This is a genomic window from Klebsiella sp. K5-306 (assembly GCF_051835185.1).
Taxonomy (GTDB): domain Bacteria; phylum Pseudomonadota; class Gammaproteobacteria; order Enterobacterales; family Enterobacteriaceae; genus Klebsiella; species Klebsiella oxytoca.
In genome coordinates this window covers 26,260-42,904 of sequence record NZ_JAIFJY010000013.1, presented here as the reverse complement: position 1 = coordinate 42,904, position 16,645 = coordinate 26,260, and the positions used below count along the sequence as shown (strand labels likewise).

The following is a 16,645-nucleotide window of genomic DNA, read 5'->3' as shown; positions in this document are numbered from 1 at the left end:
CGATGAGCTCTTTTTCACTGCGCCGCGCCGCGCTGCTTTTGGCGCTACTGCTGGCCGGAGCCATACCCTCTGCAGCGGTACTGGCTGAACGTACGGTTGTCACCCCGCCGGCCTTCACCGGTCTGTTAACGAATCCTGGGATCGGCGTGGCCAGTTTCCACGATGGTTATGGTCAGAAGCCCTCTCTGAAAGAGTATCCGGACACCGGATTTGAATACGATCGCTTTTACTGGAGCGATCTGGAGCCTGAAGAAGGCGTCTATAATTTTGCGCCGATCGATCATGCCTTCAGCGTCGCCGCCCAACATCAGCCGGCAATGAACGTCGGATTACGTTTCATGGCGCTCGATGAGCCACAATCAGGCTCGAAAATCCCCGCCTGGCTTATCGCCAAAGGCATTCAGGGACAATGGGTCGAAAATGGCAAAACCTTTGTCCCGGATCTCAGCGATCCGACTTTTATCGCCTATGCGCAAAAGCTGCTTAACGCCCTCGGCGCGCGTTATGACGGCAATCCTGAACTGGCGTTTGTCGATATCGGCATGGTGGGTTCCTGGGGCGAATGGCATAACTCCAATTTCCCTGACGTCGCGCCGTTGATGGAAAAGTACACTCCGCAACAGCTCAATCGCTACGTTGATATGCACTTCAGCAGTTTCCCGAAAACGCCCAAAATTATGTTAATCAGCGGCGGCGACTCGCTGGCCTGGGCCAGCCAAAAAGGCGCCGGATGGCGCGCGGACTGCTGGGGAGACTGGCATAACTTTTCCCCGGAGTGGAGCCATATGCGCGATGACTATCCTCAACGCCTGGCCGCAGCGCAGACGGCGTGGGCCGGTTTTAACACTGGCTGGCAGCACGCTCCCGTTAGTCTTGAAATTTGCGGTTATATGGCGGAGTGGGAAAGCGTTCAGCACTATACCCGCGAGGAGGTTCAGGCCAGCTTTGACTGGGCATTAGCGCAGCACGCCAGTACCCTGAATCTGAAATCGCGTCCGGTACCGGCCGCCTATCGCGATATCGTTGATAACGCATTATTGCGTATCGGCTATCGCTACCGGGTGAGCCGGCTGGAATTTGATACGCCCGTGCGTAGCGGCACTCCGCTTACGCTGAATGTTACCTGGCGTAACGACGGCGTCGCTCCAGCCTATCTCCCGTGGCTTGTACAGTGGCGAATAGTGAATGATGCGGGTACGACGATGACGCAAGTCCGTACGTCGGACGATGTTCGCCAGTGGCTGCCCGGCGACCATCAAAGCAACGTCACGCTGCCGCTGCCTGCGGGCCTGCCTGACGGCCAGTACCGCCTGGAAGCGGCGCTGACCAACCATCAAAATCTACCGCGTATACAACTTGCTAACGAAGGTCAAACCGGTGACGGATGGTATTCACTGGCTTCGTTTAACCTTAAGGAATAACCATGTTTGAGGCTATCAGGCTGGTCGGCCGGGAAATCAAATCCTGCGGCGGCATTAAAGCGAAAATCGCGCTTCTGCTCTATCGTCTGGCAACGCTCTACCGCAGTCGTAACCCGCTGTGGAAGATCTGCGCAATTCCCTTCGTTATTCTCAATATCGTGATTAACGAGTGTTTATTTTGCATTGAGCTGCCGTGGCGAGCGCGCATTGGATATGGGCTGAAGCTGTTTCATCCGCACTGCATCGTTATTAATCGGGGAACGATCATCGGCCAAAATTGTACTCTGCGCCAGGGGGTCACTATTGGCAGCGTGACCGATAGCCAGGGTCAGGAAGGCAACAGCCCGCGAATCGGCGATAACGTAGAATTTGGCGCCCACGCCGTGGTGATCGGCGCGGTCACGCTGGGCGATAACGTCAAAGTCGGGGCAGGCACGGTAGTGACCAAAGATCTGGCCGCAGGCATGATTGCCGTCGGTCAACCCTATCGAGTATTAAACGGCAATTAGCGTGGGTTTGCCTGGGGACAAAACCCACGCTGGTAGAAACGCGGGTTTTATTGCTAGCCGGATGGCAACAGAAGGTTGACTTTTAGGCTCTCAGCTTAACCGGCTCGCTAAAATCATCAGCAGGTTCCAGTTTAAGGTTAAACGTTGCCAATAGCGCTTCGGCTCGTTGGTGAAAATCGCGCAGCGTCTTTTCGAGCTTTTCGGTGACTTCAGGATCGTCAATCGCGACCGGACGCCAGTCGCCTTCTTTATCGAATAATCCAAACTGGTAGCTATAGGTGAAGCGCGATGCCTGCGCTTCCATCTCCATCCACCATCCCCAGAACTCGCGTTTTTCAGGCGCCGGTTTTACGTTGACGCAAACTGCCAGGCAATCGAAAAAGAAGCGGTTGTCTTCACATTGCTCCTCACGGATGTAAGGGCCTAGCGCCGTGAATTTCTTAATCAGCTTACTCTTTAGGTGTCCACTCGGTAACGTCATTGCAATCTCCTTTGGTGATGCCATGACGTTACCAAATCGATAGAATTTAGCAATATATTAACTAAATCTATGGCTAATCCAGCGGGCGATCTGCCGCAGGGCGTGATCGAAATTGCGATAAACCGGATTGAACGGGATCTCCAGCAGCTTGCCGTCGGATGAGGATGAAGTGATCAATCGCGACTCCTCTTCCGGGCTGAACGGATCGTCTTTCCAGAAGCCCGAAAGCATTGGCGTAGGGCAGCGGCGCCCCAGCAGTCCCTGAACCTTTAGGGAGTAGCGGTTAAGCTCCACGCGCAGCGCTTCGTCGGAAGCATCGTGCATTCCCAGACGCGAAGCCAGAACGTCAAGATACATTTCCGGCACCCGTCCCTGATGCAGCGGATCCACCAGCAGGCCGTGCACCACCGGGCCCAGGCAGGCAACCGCCTTCAGGCGCTGAGATTCCAGATAGCCCAGCCGTACGGCAATGTTGGCGCCAAAACGGAAACCAAAGGCGGCCACGCGGGTATGATCGACCCATGGCACATTGACCAGATGCTGCAGCACATACTGGTGCAGCATACTGGTATCCTGGGTCAGCTTGCATTTTGACGAGAAACCAATTGAAGGCATATCCACGGTCAGCATAGCGATGCCCAATGGCGCAAAATAGTTCTCATACAGGTTGTAATAATCGGTCTGGAGCGCGTCAAGGCCGCCGCACATCAGCACCGTCGGGAACGGCCCCTCGCCTGGCGGCATATGCAGGAACCCGGTGATCGGCGCCGCGCCAGGGATGGAAAACTCCAGCTCGCGCAGCTTGCCGGGCAGCCGCTGAGCCGCCTCTTCGTAAGCCCGGTATGCCAGCACCTGCGCCTGTTCCGCCAGCTCATCGCCTTTAATGTGCGGATAGGCGGCAATGCTGTACAGGTTTGCCGCATGCAGCCAGTGGCGGCCGCTGATGAGCAGATCCTCTTCCTGGCCGGCCTTTTGCTGCCAGTCCATCGCCTGTTTCGCCCATTCAAAGATCCAGTTGCCGCCGCGATAGCCGACAACCGTATCGTAAAGCTCCGGATCGGTTCGCTCCGCATCGCTCATGACGATGCGCGCCTGCACGTCGAGGATTTCCTGCGGCGTCACGCCACGCCAGATCCACATCAGGCGATTAATCAATCGATACCAGTGATCAACGTTATTGCCGCTGAGCGCGGACTGGATCGGTTGCTGCGCTCCGGTATTGAACCGGCGCACCAGCGTAGAGGTTTCCGGATGTTTGAATCGGGGTTTAAACAGCGTTTCGCTAAGGTTAGCCTGGGACATGTGCAGCCTCCATCATGTTGCCACTGAAGCTATTGTAACCTGCGCAAGGGTAAAAAAAACCACGCCCGGCAAAACCGGGCGTGGTAATTAGCATTTATGCGGGAAATTAACGGCCTGCGATAGGCGGTACGAACACCACGCCCATATCCCACGGCTGTTCAATCCAGGTATCCTGCGGAATATCAATAACATAATCGTCAACCAGCGGACGGCCGGCCGGTTTTGCGAAAATAGTGACAAAATGCGCTTTAGGATACATTTCGCGGATAGCAACGGCGGTACCGCCGGTATCGACCAGGTCATCGATAACGATGAAGCCTTCGCCGTCGCCTTCTGCACGTTTCAGAACCGTCAGCTCACGCTGGTTATCGTGGTCGTAGCTTGAGATGCAAACGGTGTCAACATGACGAATACCCAGTTCACGCGCCAGTAGTGCTCCCGGTACCAGACCGCCGCGGCTAACGGCAATAATGCCTTTCCACTGTTCAACCGGCAGCAGGCGGGTTGCCAGCTTGCGGGCGTGAATCTGCAACATGTCCCAGGTGACGACGTATTTTTCGCTCATGTGAAGTGTCCCAGCCTGTGTAATACGGCTTAAATAATGTTCGAGGGGGAAAATGGTTGCGCGAGATTATAGAGATCTGACGCGCTAAAAACCAGCGTTAAGCGGCCACGACGACTCTTTTTACGTGGTTTACACTACCAGAGTACGCGGAAAGTGGTATTCTCAACCCCATCGCGCAAGCCCGGGCTTGTAGTGTATTTGATTGCTAACCCTCGATCTGCAAACGACTTTTGCAGATGATTGTAAGGAGACTCATCGTGTCTGAACTGTCTCAATTATCCCCTCAGCCGCTGTGGGATATTTTTGCCAAAATCTGCTCTATTCCCCACCCGTCCTATCACGAAGAACAGCTCGCTGAGCACATTATGGGCTGGGCAAAAGAAAAAGGCTTACATGCGGAACGCGACCAGGTTGGCAACATTCTGATTCGTAAAGGCGCCACTGCCGGTATGGAAAACCGCAAACCGGTAGTGCTGCAGGCGCACCTCGATATGGTGCCGCAGAAAAACAACGATACCGTTCACGACTTCACTCAGGACCCGATTCAACCTTACATCGACGGCGAGTGGGTCAAAGCGCGCGGCACGACTCTGGGCGCCGATAACGGTATCGGCATGGCTTCCGCGCTGGCGGTGCTGGCTGACGACAACGTTGTTCATGGCCCGCTGGAAGTGCTGCTGACCATGACGGAAGAAGCCGGTATGGACGGCGCCTTTGGCCTGCAGCCCAACTGGCTGCAGGCGGATATCCTGATCAACACCGACTCCGAAGAAGAGGGTGAAATTTACATGGGCTGCGCGGGTGGGATCGACTTCACCTCTGACCTGGCGCTGACCCGTGAAGCCGTTCCGGCCGATTTCCAGAGCTTTAAGCTGACCCTTAAAGGGCTGAAAGGCGGCCACTCCGGCGGCGAGATCCACGTCGGTTTAGGCAATGCGAACAAACTGCTGGCACGCTTCCTGGCGGGCCATGCTGAAGAGCTCGATCTGCGCCTGGTCGATTTCAATGGCGGCACCCTGCGCAACGCCATCCCGCGCGAAGCGTTCGCGACGGTAGCCGTAGCCGCGGACAAAGCGGAAACGCTGAAAGCGCGAGCGAATGAGTACCAGGAGATCCTGAAAAACGAGCTGGCGGCTAAAGAGAAAAATCTCGCTGTGCTGCTGGAGTCGGCGGAAAATGGCCAGCCTGCGCTGACGACTCAATCTCGTGATACCTTTGTGCGCCTGCTTAACGCCACGCCGAACGGCGTCATCCGCAACTCTGACGTGGCAAAAGGGGTGGTGGAAACCTCTCTGAACGTCGGCGTGGTGACCATGACCAGCGACAACGTGCAGATTCACTGCCTGATTCGTTCGCTGATTGACAGCGGTAAAGATTACGTCGTGAGCATGCTGGACTCTCTGGGCAAGCTGGCCGGTGCGAAAACCGAGGCCAAAGGCGCCTATCCAGGCTGGCAGCCGGACGCCAACTCTCCGGTGATGCATCTGGTACGTGAAACCTATCAGCGTCTGTTCAACAAAACGCCGAATATCCAGATTATCCACGCGGGCCTGGAGTGCGGTCTGTTCAAAAAACCGTATCCGGAACTGGATATGGTTTCCATCGGGCCAACCATTACTGGCCCTCACTCTCCGGATGAACAGGTGCATATCGAAAGCGTGGGCCAGTACTGGACGCTGCTGACTGAGCTGCTGAAATCCATTCCGGCGAAGTAAGACAACAAAGGCCCACTCCTCAGGAAGTGGGCCTTTTCTTTATAACGACTCGCTCATTAACGCCCGCTAAACGTTCGCAGCGGATTGCCGCGCTCAATCTGATGATGGAACATTCTCCGCTCAGACTTCAACGCCGCACTCTCATTCTGCCGCTGCTGTTCCAGCTTCCAGGCAATCAGCAGACGCGCCAGCCGTTTGTTCGCATGCTGACTCCGCTCCAACTGCACCTTTACGCTGATGCCGCTTGCCGTATGAATGGCGCGCACCGCGGAATCGGTCTTGTTCACGTGCTGCCCGCCAGGTCCGGAAGAGCGCAGCGTTTCAAAGCGGATCTCGCTGGAGAGCATCTGTTCATCGCAGGAAAAGCGCCCTACGCCAACATACCAGTTTTTGCGCCCGTGATGCGGCCTGAACGGACTGGAAAAGACCCATTGTAAAGTGCCGCACCAGCTTTCGCTGAAAGCAAACGCGCCGTCACCATCCAGCGAAAGCAGAACAGAACGCAGGGTGCCGGCATGACGTCCTGGCTCACTTTCCAACAGCGTCAGGGAAAGCCGCCGCTCTGCGGCTTCCTTTATGAGCCGCTCCAACGTCAGTTTCACCGCCAGACAGCATTCATCCGGCCCCTGAGCGGAAGAGAGTTGCAATAAAATCATGCGCTTTTCCCTCCGCTGGTTTTCAGCGTCAGCAGTGGACGCAGACGGGCGATCGGTTCGACCAGTCCGGCCTGCACCAGACAGTTAAGTACGCTTTCAACGGATTTATACGCCTGCGGCGCTTCTTCATAGATCAGCTGACGATCGCGGCAGATCACCCTGCTTCCCAGCTCGGTGCGCGCCAGCTGAGCCGGCGTATATTTGCCGGACAGGCGCCCTTTGCATTCGGTTCGCATCCATTTCCGCCCGGCGCCATGCGCCAGCGAATGCAGGGTCTCCTCGCGGGTAACAGGCTGCACCAGCCAGCTGTGGTCGCCGCGAGATCCCGGGATTATCACCAGGCCCCGGTCGTCCGGCGTAGCCCCTTTGCGATGCAGCCAACCCTGCAGCCCGGCAACAGAACAGGACTCGACAAAGTTATGCGCGATATCCAGTACGCTCCGTCCGTCGGCCCGTATCTGTTGCAGGATGCGGGTGGCAATCAGATGACGATTCACGCGGGCAAAAGCCAGCGCATCATCATGTTCTGCCAGATAATCCCGAGCCGCAGCGCTACCTTCCGCCAGGCCATCGTGCGAAAAAGCCGCAATATGGCGCTGCAGTATGGATTGCCCGAGGCCGCGCGATCCGCTGTGCGCCAGCAGCAGCAGGTGCTGAGCATCAAGGCCGGCCTGCTGGAAACGGTCGTTATCCACAACCTGCTCCACCTGCTGCAGTTCAGCGAAATGGTTACCGCCGCCAATCGATCCCAGGGCGCTGCGCCAGGGATGGGTCAACAAATTTTCCGGCAGATGCTCGTCCAGCCAGCTTGCTTGCGCAACGTCCCCCATAGCGGACAGTTTCTTCTCAAACTTATCCGCATTGTATTTTCGCGCGAGGATATCCGTTTGCCACAGCGCCATGCCGCAGCCGATATCGTTACCCACCAGTGCCGGGTAGAGATGGCCCAGCGAGAAGAAGGCTGCGCCGATGGGATAGCCGCGCCCGGGATGTAAGTCTGGCATTCCCACCACGCGCTGCATGTGGGGTAAATTTGCCGTCGTGTGTAATTGTTGGATCGCTAAACCTTCGATCCACAGATCGTCTGAACGAATATAAGAAATAGATTCAGACGTATAATGAACATTATTGCCCATATACCAATCCATATTAAAAAATAAATAAAGGATGTGGCAGACGTTACCAGGGCAAAAAAGAGAGTTATTCCTGGGAAGGCCTGCAAAGTGCGTTCTGGAAATCTGTATTCATGGTGAACCTCCTTTGCAGTTAATAAATAGGTGAAAGTGCGCGTATAGTAATCAGGCGTTAAATCTATTGCAAGCCGATTTGCCGCCGCATCAAATAATTAAGAAAACGTTCACCCCGCGCCTCCACTTCCTGTGGCTGAATAACCGTGAAGCCATGACGCGCAAAAAAGGGCTTTGCCGTAATACTGGCCTCTACCGTATAAATGCGCTCAGGAAGCTGCCTCAATAGCGTATTGAGCAGCGCGCTGGCGACGCCCTGGCGGCTATAGTCGGGAGAAACGAAGAGTAAATCGATATAGTCATCTACGGCGGTAATAAACCCGACCGGCGAGGCATCATTTATTGCCACCAGTACGCGTGACGCCGCGAGTTTTTGCCGCCAGCGGGCTTCATCAACCTGCGCCCAGGCGGCAATTTGCCGGGGGGAATAATCGGCGCTGGCTGTCTCTTTAACGGCGCGTAAAAATAGTGCGCATAGCGCCGGAAAATCCCGCTCTTCGTACATTCTTATTGTTAACATTGTTACAGTCCCAAAACGAGTTGTCGCTCCAGCTGCGGATCAAGCAGAGTCACATGTAGCCCCACCAGCCTGACTCCCCGACCTCCGCGCCGCTCGTGCCAGGCTTTATGCGCGGTGGAAATCAAATCATCTTTATTCAGCCGGGGCCAGACATGCTCCTGGGTCGTGAGCTGGAAATCATTAAACTTCAGCTTGACCCCCTGGCGAGCAATCCGCAAATCCGGTTTAACTTTCGCCAGGCGCCTTTCAAGTTCTGGATAGAGGTTCTCAATAATCGACTCACACTCCGCCCATTCGTGGATATCCTCTATCAGGGTTCGCTCAACCCCCACCGATTTGCGCTGGCGCTCGCTGCTGATTTCTCGTTCATCAATGCCGTGGCTGCGTTCCCACAATATTCGCCCGAATTTACCAAAGCGCTTGAGCAACATTGCCAGATCGCTGTTCTGTACATCTTCGCAGGTTCTCAGGCCCATGCTTTCCAGCTTCGCGGCGGAGACTTTGCCGACGCCCGGGATCTTCGACAGCGACAGCGTTTTGACAAACTCCGCTACCTGGTGCGGCGCAATGACAAACTGGCCGTCAGGTTTATTCAGATCCGAGGCGATTTTTGCCAAAAATTTTACCGGCGCAATGCCGGCAGAAGCAGTCAGATTGAGCTCGCGATGGATGGTCTCACGGATCTCCTGCGCCATCAGCGTTGCTGACCCCTGACAATGGACGCTGTCGCTGACGTCAAGATAGGCTTCATCCAGCGATAGGGGTTCGATTAACGAGGTATAGCGGGAAAAAATCTCCCGGATATGGTTCGAGGCCTCTTTGTAAGCGTCGAAACGGCCGGGAAGGAGCGTCAGGTGTGGGCAAAGTTTCAGGGCGGTGGCGGTAGGCATAGCGCTGCGCACGCCGAACTTACGCGCCGGATAGTTAGCCGTACTGATAACGCCGCGCTGTACCCGACTGCCGCCAATGGCGATAGGGATATCGCGCAGCGCCGGGTTATCACGCATTTCAACCGCTGCGAAGAAGCAGTCCATATCTACATGGATGATTTTACGCATAGCCAAACCTTAGACTGTACATGCATACAGTATAGCAAACTATGGCGAAATTTAATCTTTTTAAATCCACAACCTTAAAAAACGTGCTACAACATAAAAATGCAACAAATATGATTTATTTTTCATATAGTTATATTAATAAATAAGGTAAAACCCAATCATGAAATCAATAGTAACTGCGCTCGGTTTACTTATTGCCAGCAGCGCCTGCGCAGCACCTCAGCTTATTGCTCATCGCGGAGGTACCGGCGATGCCCCGGAAAATACACTTCCAGCAATAAAACTCGCCCTGGAAAATAAGGCCGAGGCGATCTGGATAACGGTGCAATTAAGCCAGGATGGCGTCCCGGTTTTATATCGTCCTGGCGATCTTTCCGCGCTGACTAATCATACAGGGAAAATCTCAAGCTATAGCGCAGCCGAACTGGCACGCATGGACGCGGGGTGGAAATGGGGCGATGAAACTCACCCCTGGCGCGGTAAAAATGCAACGATTCCCACGCTACAATCGGTGCTGGAACAGTGGCCGGAGACCTTCTTTTATATCGATATCAAATCGCCTGATGCCGACCCTGCGATAATGGCGGCTCGGCTTGGCGATGTGTTAAATAAAACCCATAGCCTCGCCCGCGTACGCGTGTATTCAACGGACGCTCGCTATATCGCAGCGCTACCAGAGTCAATTCCCCATTTCGTCAGCCGGGACGAAACGCGAACAAAGCTGGCGACCATTTCTCTTAGCCACCAGTGTCAGCCCACCAACTCACCAGGGGACGAGCACTGGTACGGCCTTGAGCTGAAACGCAAAGTAGAAGTCATCGAGAAGTTCACCCTGGGCGAAGGCGTATCGCCGGCCACACTCACCTGGGATAAAGAAGCGATGGACTGTTTCCGCTCACAGGGCAAAGCCCATATCATATTCTTCGGCATTAATAATGCTGATGATTTTCGTACGGCAAGCGAGCTTGGCGCCGACGGCGTAATGGTTGACTCACCGGCAAAAGCGAAAACGTGGTAAATCAAAAAAGGCCGCACGGTGCGGCCTGCTAGTTAAATGATGCGATCCTGATTGCGCTGCGCTTCGCGTGCCATGCGTTTTTTACGCGCATCGCAGGGCTCAGGGCAGTCGCAGACCTTTTCCAGACCCAGCGATGAGATCCCCCCGCAGCTGCCCTGGATAGTTTTTCGCTTGATCAGATACCCGAGCGACATTCCCAGAATAACCAGCGCGAAAATCACAAAGGTCGCGACAAATACCGTCAGCATCATTAGCCTCCAAAATCGTCGAGCATGATGTTTTCATCCTCAACGCCGAGATCTTTCAGCATTTTGATGACCGCGGCGTTCATCACCGGCGGCCCGCACATATAGAATTCACAATCTTCCGGCGCCGGGTGATCGCGCAGATAGTTTTCATACAGGACGTTGTGAATAAAGCCGGTATGACCGGTCCAGTTATCTTCAGGCTGCGGATCGGAGAGCGCCACGTGGAAGGTAAAGTTCGGATTTTCACGTGCCAGCTGCTCGAATTCGTCATCATAGAACATTTCTCGCAGAGAGCGCGCGCCGTACCAGAAGCTGATTTTACGCTTACTGTGCAGGCGCTTAAGCTGATCGAAAATATGCGAGCGCATCGGCGCCATCCCGGCACCGCCGCCGATAAAGACCATTTCAGCGTCCGTTTCTTTGGCAAAAAATTCCCCAAACGGCCCGGAAATCGTCACTTTATCGCCCGGCTTCAACGACCAGATATAGGAAGACATAATTCCCGGAGGCGCATCAGGTACCTGCGGCGGCGGGGTTGCGATACGCACGTTGAGCATGATGATGCCCCTCTCTTCCGGATAGTTAGCCATGGAGTAGGCGCGCAACGTAGGCTCTTTTACATCCGAGACATAGCGGAAGAGATTAAATTTATCCCAATCGCCGCGATACTCATCCGGAACGTCAAAGTCAGCATAAGCGACTTTGTGCGATGGACATTCGATCTGAATATACCCGCCTGCGCGGAACGGAACCGCGTCGCCGTCCGGCACGCGCAGCTTCAGCTCTTTGATAAAAGTGGCTTTGTTATCGTTCGAGATAACTTCACATTCCCACTTCTTAACGCCAAAAATCTCCTCCGGCAGCTCAATTTTCATGTTCTGCTTCACCGCGACCTGGCAGGCCAGGCGGCAGCCCTCTCTCGCCTCACGCTTGGTGATATGAGAAAGTTCGGTAGGCAGGATATCACCGCCGCCCTCTTTCACCGTCACCCGGCATTGGCCGCAGGAGCCGCCCCCACCGCAGGCCGACGAGACGAAGATTCCGTTGCTGGAGAGCGTATTCAGCAGCTTGTCACCCGCCGGAGTACGGATCTGTTTATCCGCTTCGTTATTGATTTCAATGACCACATCGCCCGCATTCACCAGCTTCGAACGCGCGGCCAATATCAGCCCGGATAGCACCAGGACGATCAGCGTGAACATCACTACGCCAAGAATTATTTCCATACTTTCCGCCCTTATAGCTGCACACCGGAGAATGACATAAAGCCCAGCGCCATCAGACCCGTGGTAATAAAGGTGATCCCTAACCCGCGCAGACCCGCAGGCACGTTTGCGTATTTCATTTTTTCGCGAATACCCGCCATCGCCACAATCGCCAGCAGCCAGCCGACGCCGGAACCAAAGCCGTAAACGATGGATTCGGTGAAGTTATAGTCGCGCTGTACCATGAAGGAGACGCCGCCAAAAATCGCACAGTTAACGGCAATCAGCGGCAGAAAGATCCCCAACGCGTTATAAAGCGTCGGGAAGTACTTATCGAGGATCATCTCCAGAATTTGTACCAGCGCGGCAATCACGCCAATAAAGGTGATGAAGTTCAGAAAGCTTAAGTCAACGCCTTCCACCAGCGCGCCATCGCGCAGCACCAGGTTATACACGAGGTTATTGATCGGTACCGCCAGTCCGAGTACGACCGTTACCGCAACGCCGAGACCGAAAGCGGTTGAGACCTTTTTCGACACGGCGAGGAAGGTACACATTCCCAGGAAGAAGGCCAGCGCCATGTTTTCAACAAACACGGCGCGGACAAACAGGCTAATGTAGTGAGCCATGGTCGGTTACTCCTTTTCCTGCTGTTCAGGCTTCCAGCTGCGCACCGCCCAAATCAACAAACCGATAATGAAGAACGCACTGGGTGCCAGAAGAAACAGACCATTTGGCTGATACCAGCCACCGTTCTGCACCGTTTCCAGCACGGTAATACCGAATAGCTTACCACTGCCGATCAGCTCTCTCAGGAAACCAACGATGATTAGGATCGCCCCGTATCCCAGACCGTTGCCAATACCGTCCATAAAGCTCGCCAACGGCGGCGACTTCATGGCATAGGCTTCGGCGCGCCCCATCACGATACAGTTAGTGATGATCAAACCGACGAAAACCGAAAGCTGTTTCGAGATCTCATAGGCAAACGCGCGTAGCACCTGATCGACGACGATAACCAGCGAAGCGATAATCGCCATCTGTACAATGATGCGCACGCTATTCGGAATGTGGTGGCGAATCATGGAGATAAACATGCTGGAGAATGCCGTAACCAGCGTCACCGCAATGGTCATTACAAAAGCGGTCTCCAGCTTGGTGGTCACCGCCAGCGCGGAGCAGACGCCCAGTACCTGCAGAGTGATAGGGTTATTAGCGATAAGCGGCCCCACCAGCACGCGCTTCATTTCTTTCATGTCGCCCAAATCAGCCATTATTCAGCTCCCCTTCTCGCACCTTTTGCAGGAATGGGCCAAAGCCCAGTTTGCCCATCCAGAAATCAAAGCTATGCTGCACGCCGTTTGACGTCAGCGTTGCGCCCGACAGGCCATCAACGGCGTGCAGGTCGCCAGGACGCGCGCCGCCTTTGACGATTCTCAGCGCAGGCATCCCTTTATCATCAAGCACCTGTTTACCGACGAACTGCTGGCGCCAGTTGGGGTTTTCAATTTCCCCGCCCAGCCCCGGCGTTTCGCCATGATCGTAATAAGTGATCCCTTTTACCGTACGGCCATCGGTTTCCAGCGCCACAAACGCGTACATCACCGACCACAGACCGTTGCCGTAAATAGGGAGTACGACTTCCTGAATCTGCTGTTTTTCATCACGCACCAGATATATTTCGGCGATATTACTGCGGCGTTTAATACCCGCCGGATCCTGGCTGGCTTCCAGCTGCAAGCTCTGCTGCGGATCTTTCAGGGCCTGGGCCTGATTAAATTTGCTCGGGTCTTTATCCAGCAGCTCCCCGCTAGCGAGATCGACTAATCGTGGAGAGATGCGGGCCTTAAAAATATCGGCCACTTCATCTGCGCTCATTCCCTGCTTCATCAGACCGGCAACCGCCAGGATATTGCGCTGTTTATCGAGAGCGCGCTGCTCCTGCTGGCGCGATTTTAGCCCCACGGCAGAACCGGCGACCACGATTGAGCAGACCAGACAAAGCACCAGCACCACCAGCAGCGTTTTGCCGATGCTATCGTTACTTTTATTCTCAGCCACGCGACTTCCTCCGCTTAATATTGGCCCGCACCACCAGGTAATCGAACAGCGGCGCAAAGAGGTTGGCGAAGAGGATCGCCAGCATCATCCCTTCCGGATAGGCCGGGTTGACGACGCGAATCAGGACGCACATCACGCCGATCAGCAGGCCGTAGCTCCATTTACCCTTATCCGTAAACGACGCGGACACCGGATCCGTCGCCATAAACATCATGCCGAAAGCAAAACCGCCGAGAACCAGATGCCAGTACCACGGCATGGCAAACATCGGGTTAGTATCAGAGCCAATGAAGTTAAACAGCGTCGCGGTAGCCACCATGCCGAGGAATACCCCAGCGACAATGCGCCAGGAAGCCACGCGACCGAAAATGATGATGGCGCCGCCGATCAGAATCATCAGCGTCGAGACCTCGCCAATCGAGCCCGGAATATTGCCGAGGAAGGCATCCATCCAGCTTACCGGCTGTCCGCTTGTGACATTAACCAGCGATTCACCGCCGCCGCTAGCCCACTGGGACAGCGGCGTCGCGCCGGAAAAGCCATCCGCTGCGGTCCACACAAGATCGCCGGAAATTTGCGCCGGCCAGGCAAAGAACAGAAAGGCCCGCCCCGCCAGCGCCGGGTTGAGAAAGTTACGCCCGGTTCCGCCAAAGATCTCTTTGGCCATGACGACGCCAAACGTGATCCCGAGCGCAGCCTGCCATAGCGGCAGCGATGGCGGTACAATCAGCGCGAACAGGATTGAGGTCACGAAGAAGCCTTCGTTTATTTCGTGCTTACGCACGATAGCAAACAGGACTTCCCAGAACCCACCGACAAGAAACACGGTGATGTAGATAGGCAGGAAAAATACCGCACCCAGCGTCATCATACTGAGCCAGCCGGCATCAGCGGTGAAGTTTACCCCCAGCCACTGGGCAATGCTGTAGTGCCAGTTCCCGGCGATGACCTGCTGCAGCTGTTCAGCGCTATATAATTTAGCCAGTGCCGGTATGGTCTGCAGACCAACGTTATACATTCCCCAGAACATCGCCGGGAAAACGGCGAACCACACCAGTATCATCATCCGCTTAAGGTCGATGGCGTCTCTGACGTGCGCCGCTCCGCGCGTCACCTGACCGGGTGTATAGAACAGGGTCGCCGTCGCTTCGAACAACGGGTAGTATTTTTCCAGCTTGCCGCCGTGCGTAAAGTGCGGCTCAAGTTTGTCAAACAGTTGCTTTAAGCCCATCACTTATCCTTCCTGCTCAATCTGGGTTAACACGCTGCGCAATGCCGGACCATATTCATACTTGCCGGGACAAACGTAGGTGCAAAGCGCCAGGTCTTCTTCATCCAGTTCCAGACAGCCCAGCGCCTGCGCGCTGTCGGTATCGCCCGCCAGCAAATCGCGCAGCAGCATGGTGGGCAGAATATCCAGCGGCATCACTCGCTCATAGTTGCCAATCGGTACCATAGCCCGCTCGCCGCCGTTGGTATCCGTCGAGAAATTAAATAGCTTACGCTTCAGAAAGTGGCCGACGGTGGTACGGGTAATGGAGAATTTATCTTTCCCCGGCATCACCCAGCCGAATAGCTCTTTCTCGCGCCCCTCTTTCACAACGCTTATCTGTAAATGAAAGCGCCCAAGGAAAGCATGAGGCCCGCGCGCATGGGTTCCGCTGAGGACTGAACCAGAGATAATGCGGTTTTCATCGTCCAGCAGCTCATCTTCAAGCAGTTCATCAAGGCTGGCGCCTAAGCAGGTCTTTAACAAACGAGGCTCTTTGACCTGCGGGCCGCCAAAAGCAACGATGCGTTCGTTGTACAACTCCCCTTCAAGGAACACTTTGCCGACGGCGATAACATCCTGATAGTTAAGATGCCAGACCTGCTTTTTCAGGCTGACCGGCTCAAGAAAATGAATGTGAGTCCCCGCCAGCCCGGCCGGATGCGGACCGGCAAACTGATTAAAGGTCACCTGGCCGACAGGATGTCCGCCAAGCTTGCCGCCGCCGGCCTGACACACGTGAACTTTACCGTCGGTCAACCGCGTCAACAGCGTCAAACCGGCGTCAAACGCTTCGCGCTGGGCCAGAATGATTGGCTGAGGATCGGCCGCCAGCGGATTCGTGTCTATCGCGGTGACAAAAATGGCCGCAGGAACGCTGCCCGGCGCAGGTATTTTACTGAAAGGGCGGGTGCGAAATGCCGTCCACAGCCCGGACTCCAGCAGCTGCTGCTGAACGCTCTCGCGCGTCAATCCGGCAAGCTCGGCTAATTCATAGCGGGGAAAATGAACGGACTCTTCGCCATCCACATCAATAACGACCGACTGCAGAACCCGGCGCTCGCCGCGATGAATGGCGCTGACGGTTCCACTCGCAGGTGCAGTAAAACGCACGCCAGGATTTTTTTTATCTTCGAACAGAAGTTGACCTTTTTGCACCCGGTCCCCTTCACGCACCGCCATTGATGGGCGCATACCGATGTACTCTTCACCCAACAGCGCAACGCGCTTGACCGCAGTCTTCGAAGAAATCTGCTGTGATGGCATGCCAGCTATGGGCAAATTCAGCCCTTTCGTGATTTTAATCATATCGTTAGCAGGTATCCGTTACTTAAACCCCGGTTTCGGGCCGAGGCCAGCATAATTAATG

Annotated in this window: 18 protein-coding genes; 4 read left to right on the top strand and 14 right to left on the bottom strand. The window is 55.0% G+C overall.

What is annotated here, in order from left to right; translation table 11 throughout:
* Nucleotides 1-2 precede the first annotated feature (2 nt).
* Nucleotides 3-1,421 (top strand): DUF4832 domain-containing protein, encoded by a 1,419-nt coding sequence (locus K2184_RS19350; RefSeq protein ID WP_004110794.1) that lies wholly within the window; start codon nt 3-5, stop codon nt 1,419-1,421.
* Nucleotides 1,422-1,423: 2 nt separating this feature from the next.
* Nucleotides 1,424-1,930 carry a serine acetyltransferase gene (locus K2184_RS19345; protein WP_004099190.1) on the top strand — a complete coding sequence of 169 codons (507 nt, stop codon included), beginning with the start codon at nt 1,424-1,426 and terminating at the stop codon, nt 1,928-1,930.
* 82 nt (nt 1,931-2,012) lie between these two features.
* On the opposite strand, the gene crl is transcribed toward K2184_RS19345, so the two are convergent.
* From crl to gpt, 3 genes are all read right to left on the bottom strand, one after another.
* Nucleotides 2,013-2,411 (bottom strand): sigma factor-binding protein Crl, encoded by a 399-nt coding sequence (gene crl / locus K2184_RS19340; protein ID WP_004099188.1) that lies wholly within the window; start codon nt 2,409-2,411, stop codon nt 2,013-2,015.
* 57 nt (nt 2,412-2,468) lie between these two features.
* Nucleotides 2,469-3,713 (bottom strand): esterase FrsA, encoded by a 1,245-nt coding sequence (gene frsA, locus K2184_RS19335; RefSeq protein ID WP_163525415.1) that lies wholly within the window; start codon nt 3,711-3,713, stop codon nt 2,469-2,471.
* 106 nt (nt 3,714-3,819) lie between these two features.
* A complete protein-coding gene (gene gpt, locus K2184_RS19330) occupies nt 3,820-4,278 on the bottom strand; it encodes a xanthine phosphoribosyltransferase (RefSeq protein WP_004099178.1) in 459 nt (152 codons plus the stop codon).
* Nucleotides 4,279-4,535: 257 nt separating this feature from the next.
* Here gpt and pepD point away from each other — a divergent pair, with 257 nt between their 5' ends.
* A complete protein-coding gene (gene pepD / locus K2184_RS19325) occupies nt 4,536-5,993 on the top strand; it encodes a cytosol nonspecific dipeptidase (protein ID WP_049129201.1) in 1,458 nt (485 codons plus the stop codon).
* Nucleotides 5,994-6,049: 56 nt separating this feature from the next.
* Here pepD and prfH read toward each other — a convergent pair whose 3' ends face one another.
* From prfH to dinB, 4 genes are all read right to left on the bottom strand, one after another.
* A complete protein-coding gene (gene prfH / locus K2184_RS19320) occupies nt 6,050-6,649 on the bottom strand; it encodes a peptide chain release factor H (protein ID WP_004110785.1) in 600 nt (199 codons plus the stop codon).
* Nucleotides 6,646-7,785 (bottom strand): RNA ligase RtcB family protein, encoded by a 1,140-nt coding sequence (locus K2184_RS19315; RefSeq protein ID WP_004110783.1) that lies wholly within the window; start codon nt 7,783-7,785, stop codon nt 6,646-6,648. The genes prfH and K2184_RS19315 overlap by 4 nt, the downstream gene beginning before the upstream one ends.
* A gap of 175 nt (nt 7,786-7,960) precedes the next feature.
* Nucleotides 7,961-8,416 carry a GNAT family N-acetyltransferase gene (locus tag K2184_RS19310; protein ID WP_004099173.1) on the bottom strand — a complete coding sequence of 152 codons (456 nt, stop codon included), beginning with the start codon at nt 8,414-8,416 and terminating at the stop codon, nt 7,961-7,963.
* A 2-nt stretch (nt 8,417-8,418) separates the two neighbouring features.
* Complete coding sequence (dinB, locus tag K2184_RS19305; protein WP_017146578.1) at nt 8,419-9,474, bottom strand: DNA polymerase IV; 1,056 nt, start codon at nt 9,472-9,474, stop codon at nt 8,419-8,421.
* Nucleotides 9,475-9,634: 160 nt separating this feature from the next.
* Here dinB and K2184_RS19300 point away from each other — a divergent pair, with 160 nt between their 5' ends.
* Nucleotides 9,635-10,492: a glycerophosphodiester phosphodiesterase family protein gene (locus K2184_RS19300; RefSeq protein WP_004099170.1), complete on the top strand. Its 858-nt coding sequence runs from the start codon at nt 9,635-9,637 to the stop codon at nt 10,490-10,492.
* Between the two features lie 32 nt (nt 10,493-10,524).
* On the opposite strand, the gene nqrM is transcribed toward K2184_RS19300, so the two are convergent.
* The 7 genes from nqrM to K2184_RS19265 are packed head-to-tail and all read right to left on the bottom strand — an operon-like array spanning nt 10,525 to nt 16,584.
* Entirely contained in the window at nt 10,525-10,740 is a 216-nt protein-coding gene (gene nqrM, locus K2184_RS19295) for a (Na+)-NQR maturation NqrM (RefSeq protein WP_004099168.1), read from the bottom strand.
* Nucleotides 10,741-10,742: 2 nt separating this feature from the next.
* Nucleotides 10,743-11,966 carry an NADH:ubiquinone reductase (Na(+)-transporting) subunit F gene (gene nqrF / locus K2184_RS19290; RefSeq protein ID WP_004099166.1) on the bottom strand — a complete coding sequence of 408 codons (1,224 nt, stop codon included), beginning with the start codon at nt 11,964-11,966 and terminating at the stop codon, nt 10,743-10,745.
* An 11-nt stretch (nt 11,967-11,977) separates the two neighbouring features.
* A complete protein-coding gene (gene nqrE / locus K2184_RS19285) occupies nt 11,978-12,574 on the bottom strand; it encodes an NADH:ubiquinone reductase (Na(+)-transporting) subunit E (RefSeq protein ID WP_004099164.1) in 597 nt (198 codons plus the stop codon).
* A gap of 6 nt (nt 12,575-12,580) precedes the next feature.
* Nucleotides 12,581-13,219 (bottom strand): NADH:ubiquinone reductase (Na(+)-transporting) subunit D, encoded by a 639-nt coding sequence (locus K2184_RS19280; protein ID WP_004099162.1) that lies wholly within the window; start codon nt 13,217-13,219, stop codon nt 12,581-12,583.
* Nucleotides 13,212-14,006 carry a Na(+)-translocating NADH-quinone reductase subunit C gene (locus K2184_RS19275; protein WP_004099160.1) on the bottom strand — a complete coding sequence of 265 codons (795 nt, stop codon included), beginning with the start codon at nt 14,004-14,006 and terminating at the stop codon, nt 13,212-13,214. Before K2184_RS19275 ends, K2184_RS19280 begins: the two co-directional genes overlap by 8 nt.
* Nucleotides 13,999-15,237 (bottom strand): NADH:ubiquinone reductase (Na(+)-transporting) subunit B, encoded by a 1,239-nt coding sequence (locus K2184_RS19270; RefSeq protein WP_004099158.1) that lies wholly within the window; start codon nt 15,235-15,237, stop codon nt 13,999-14,001. Before K2184_RS19270 ends, K2184_RS19275 begins: the two co-directional genes overlap by 8 nt.
* Nucleotides 15,238-15,240: 3 nt before the next feature.
* Nucleotides 15,241-16,584, bottom strand: a complete 1,344-nt coding sequence (locus K2184_RS19265) for a Na(+)-translocating NADH-quinone reductase subunit A (protein ID WP_123830174.1) — start codon at nt 16,582-16,584, stop codon at nt 15,241-15,243.
* Between the last annotated feature and the right edge of the window lie 61 nt (nt 16,585-16,645).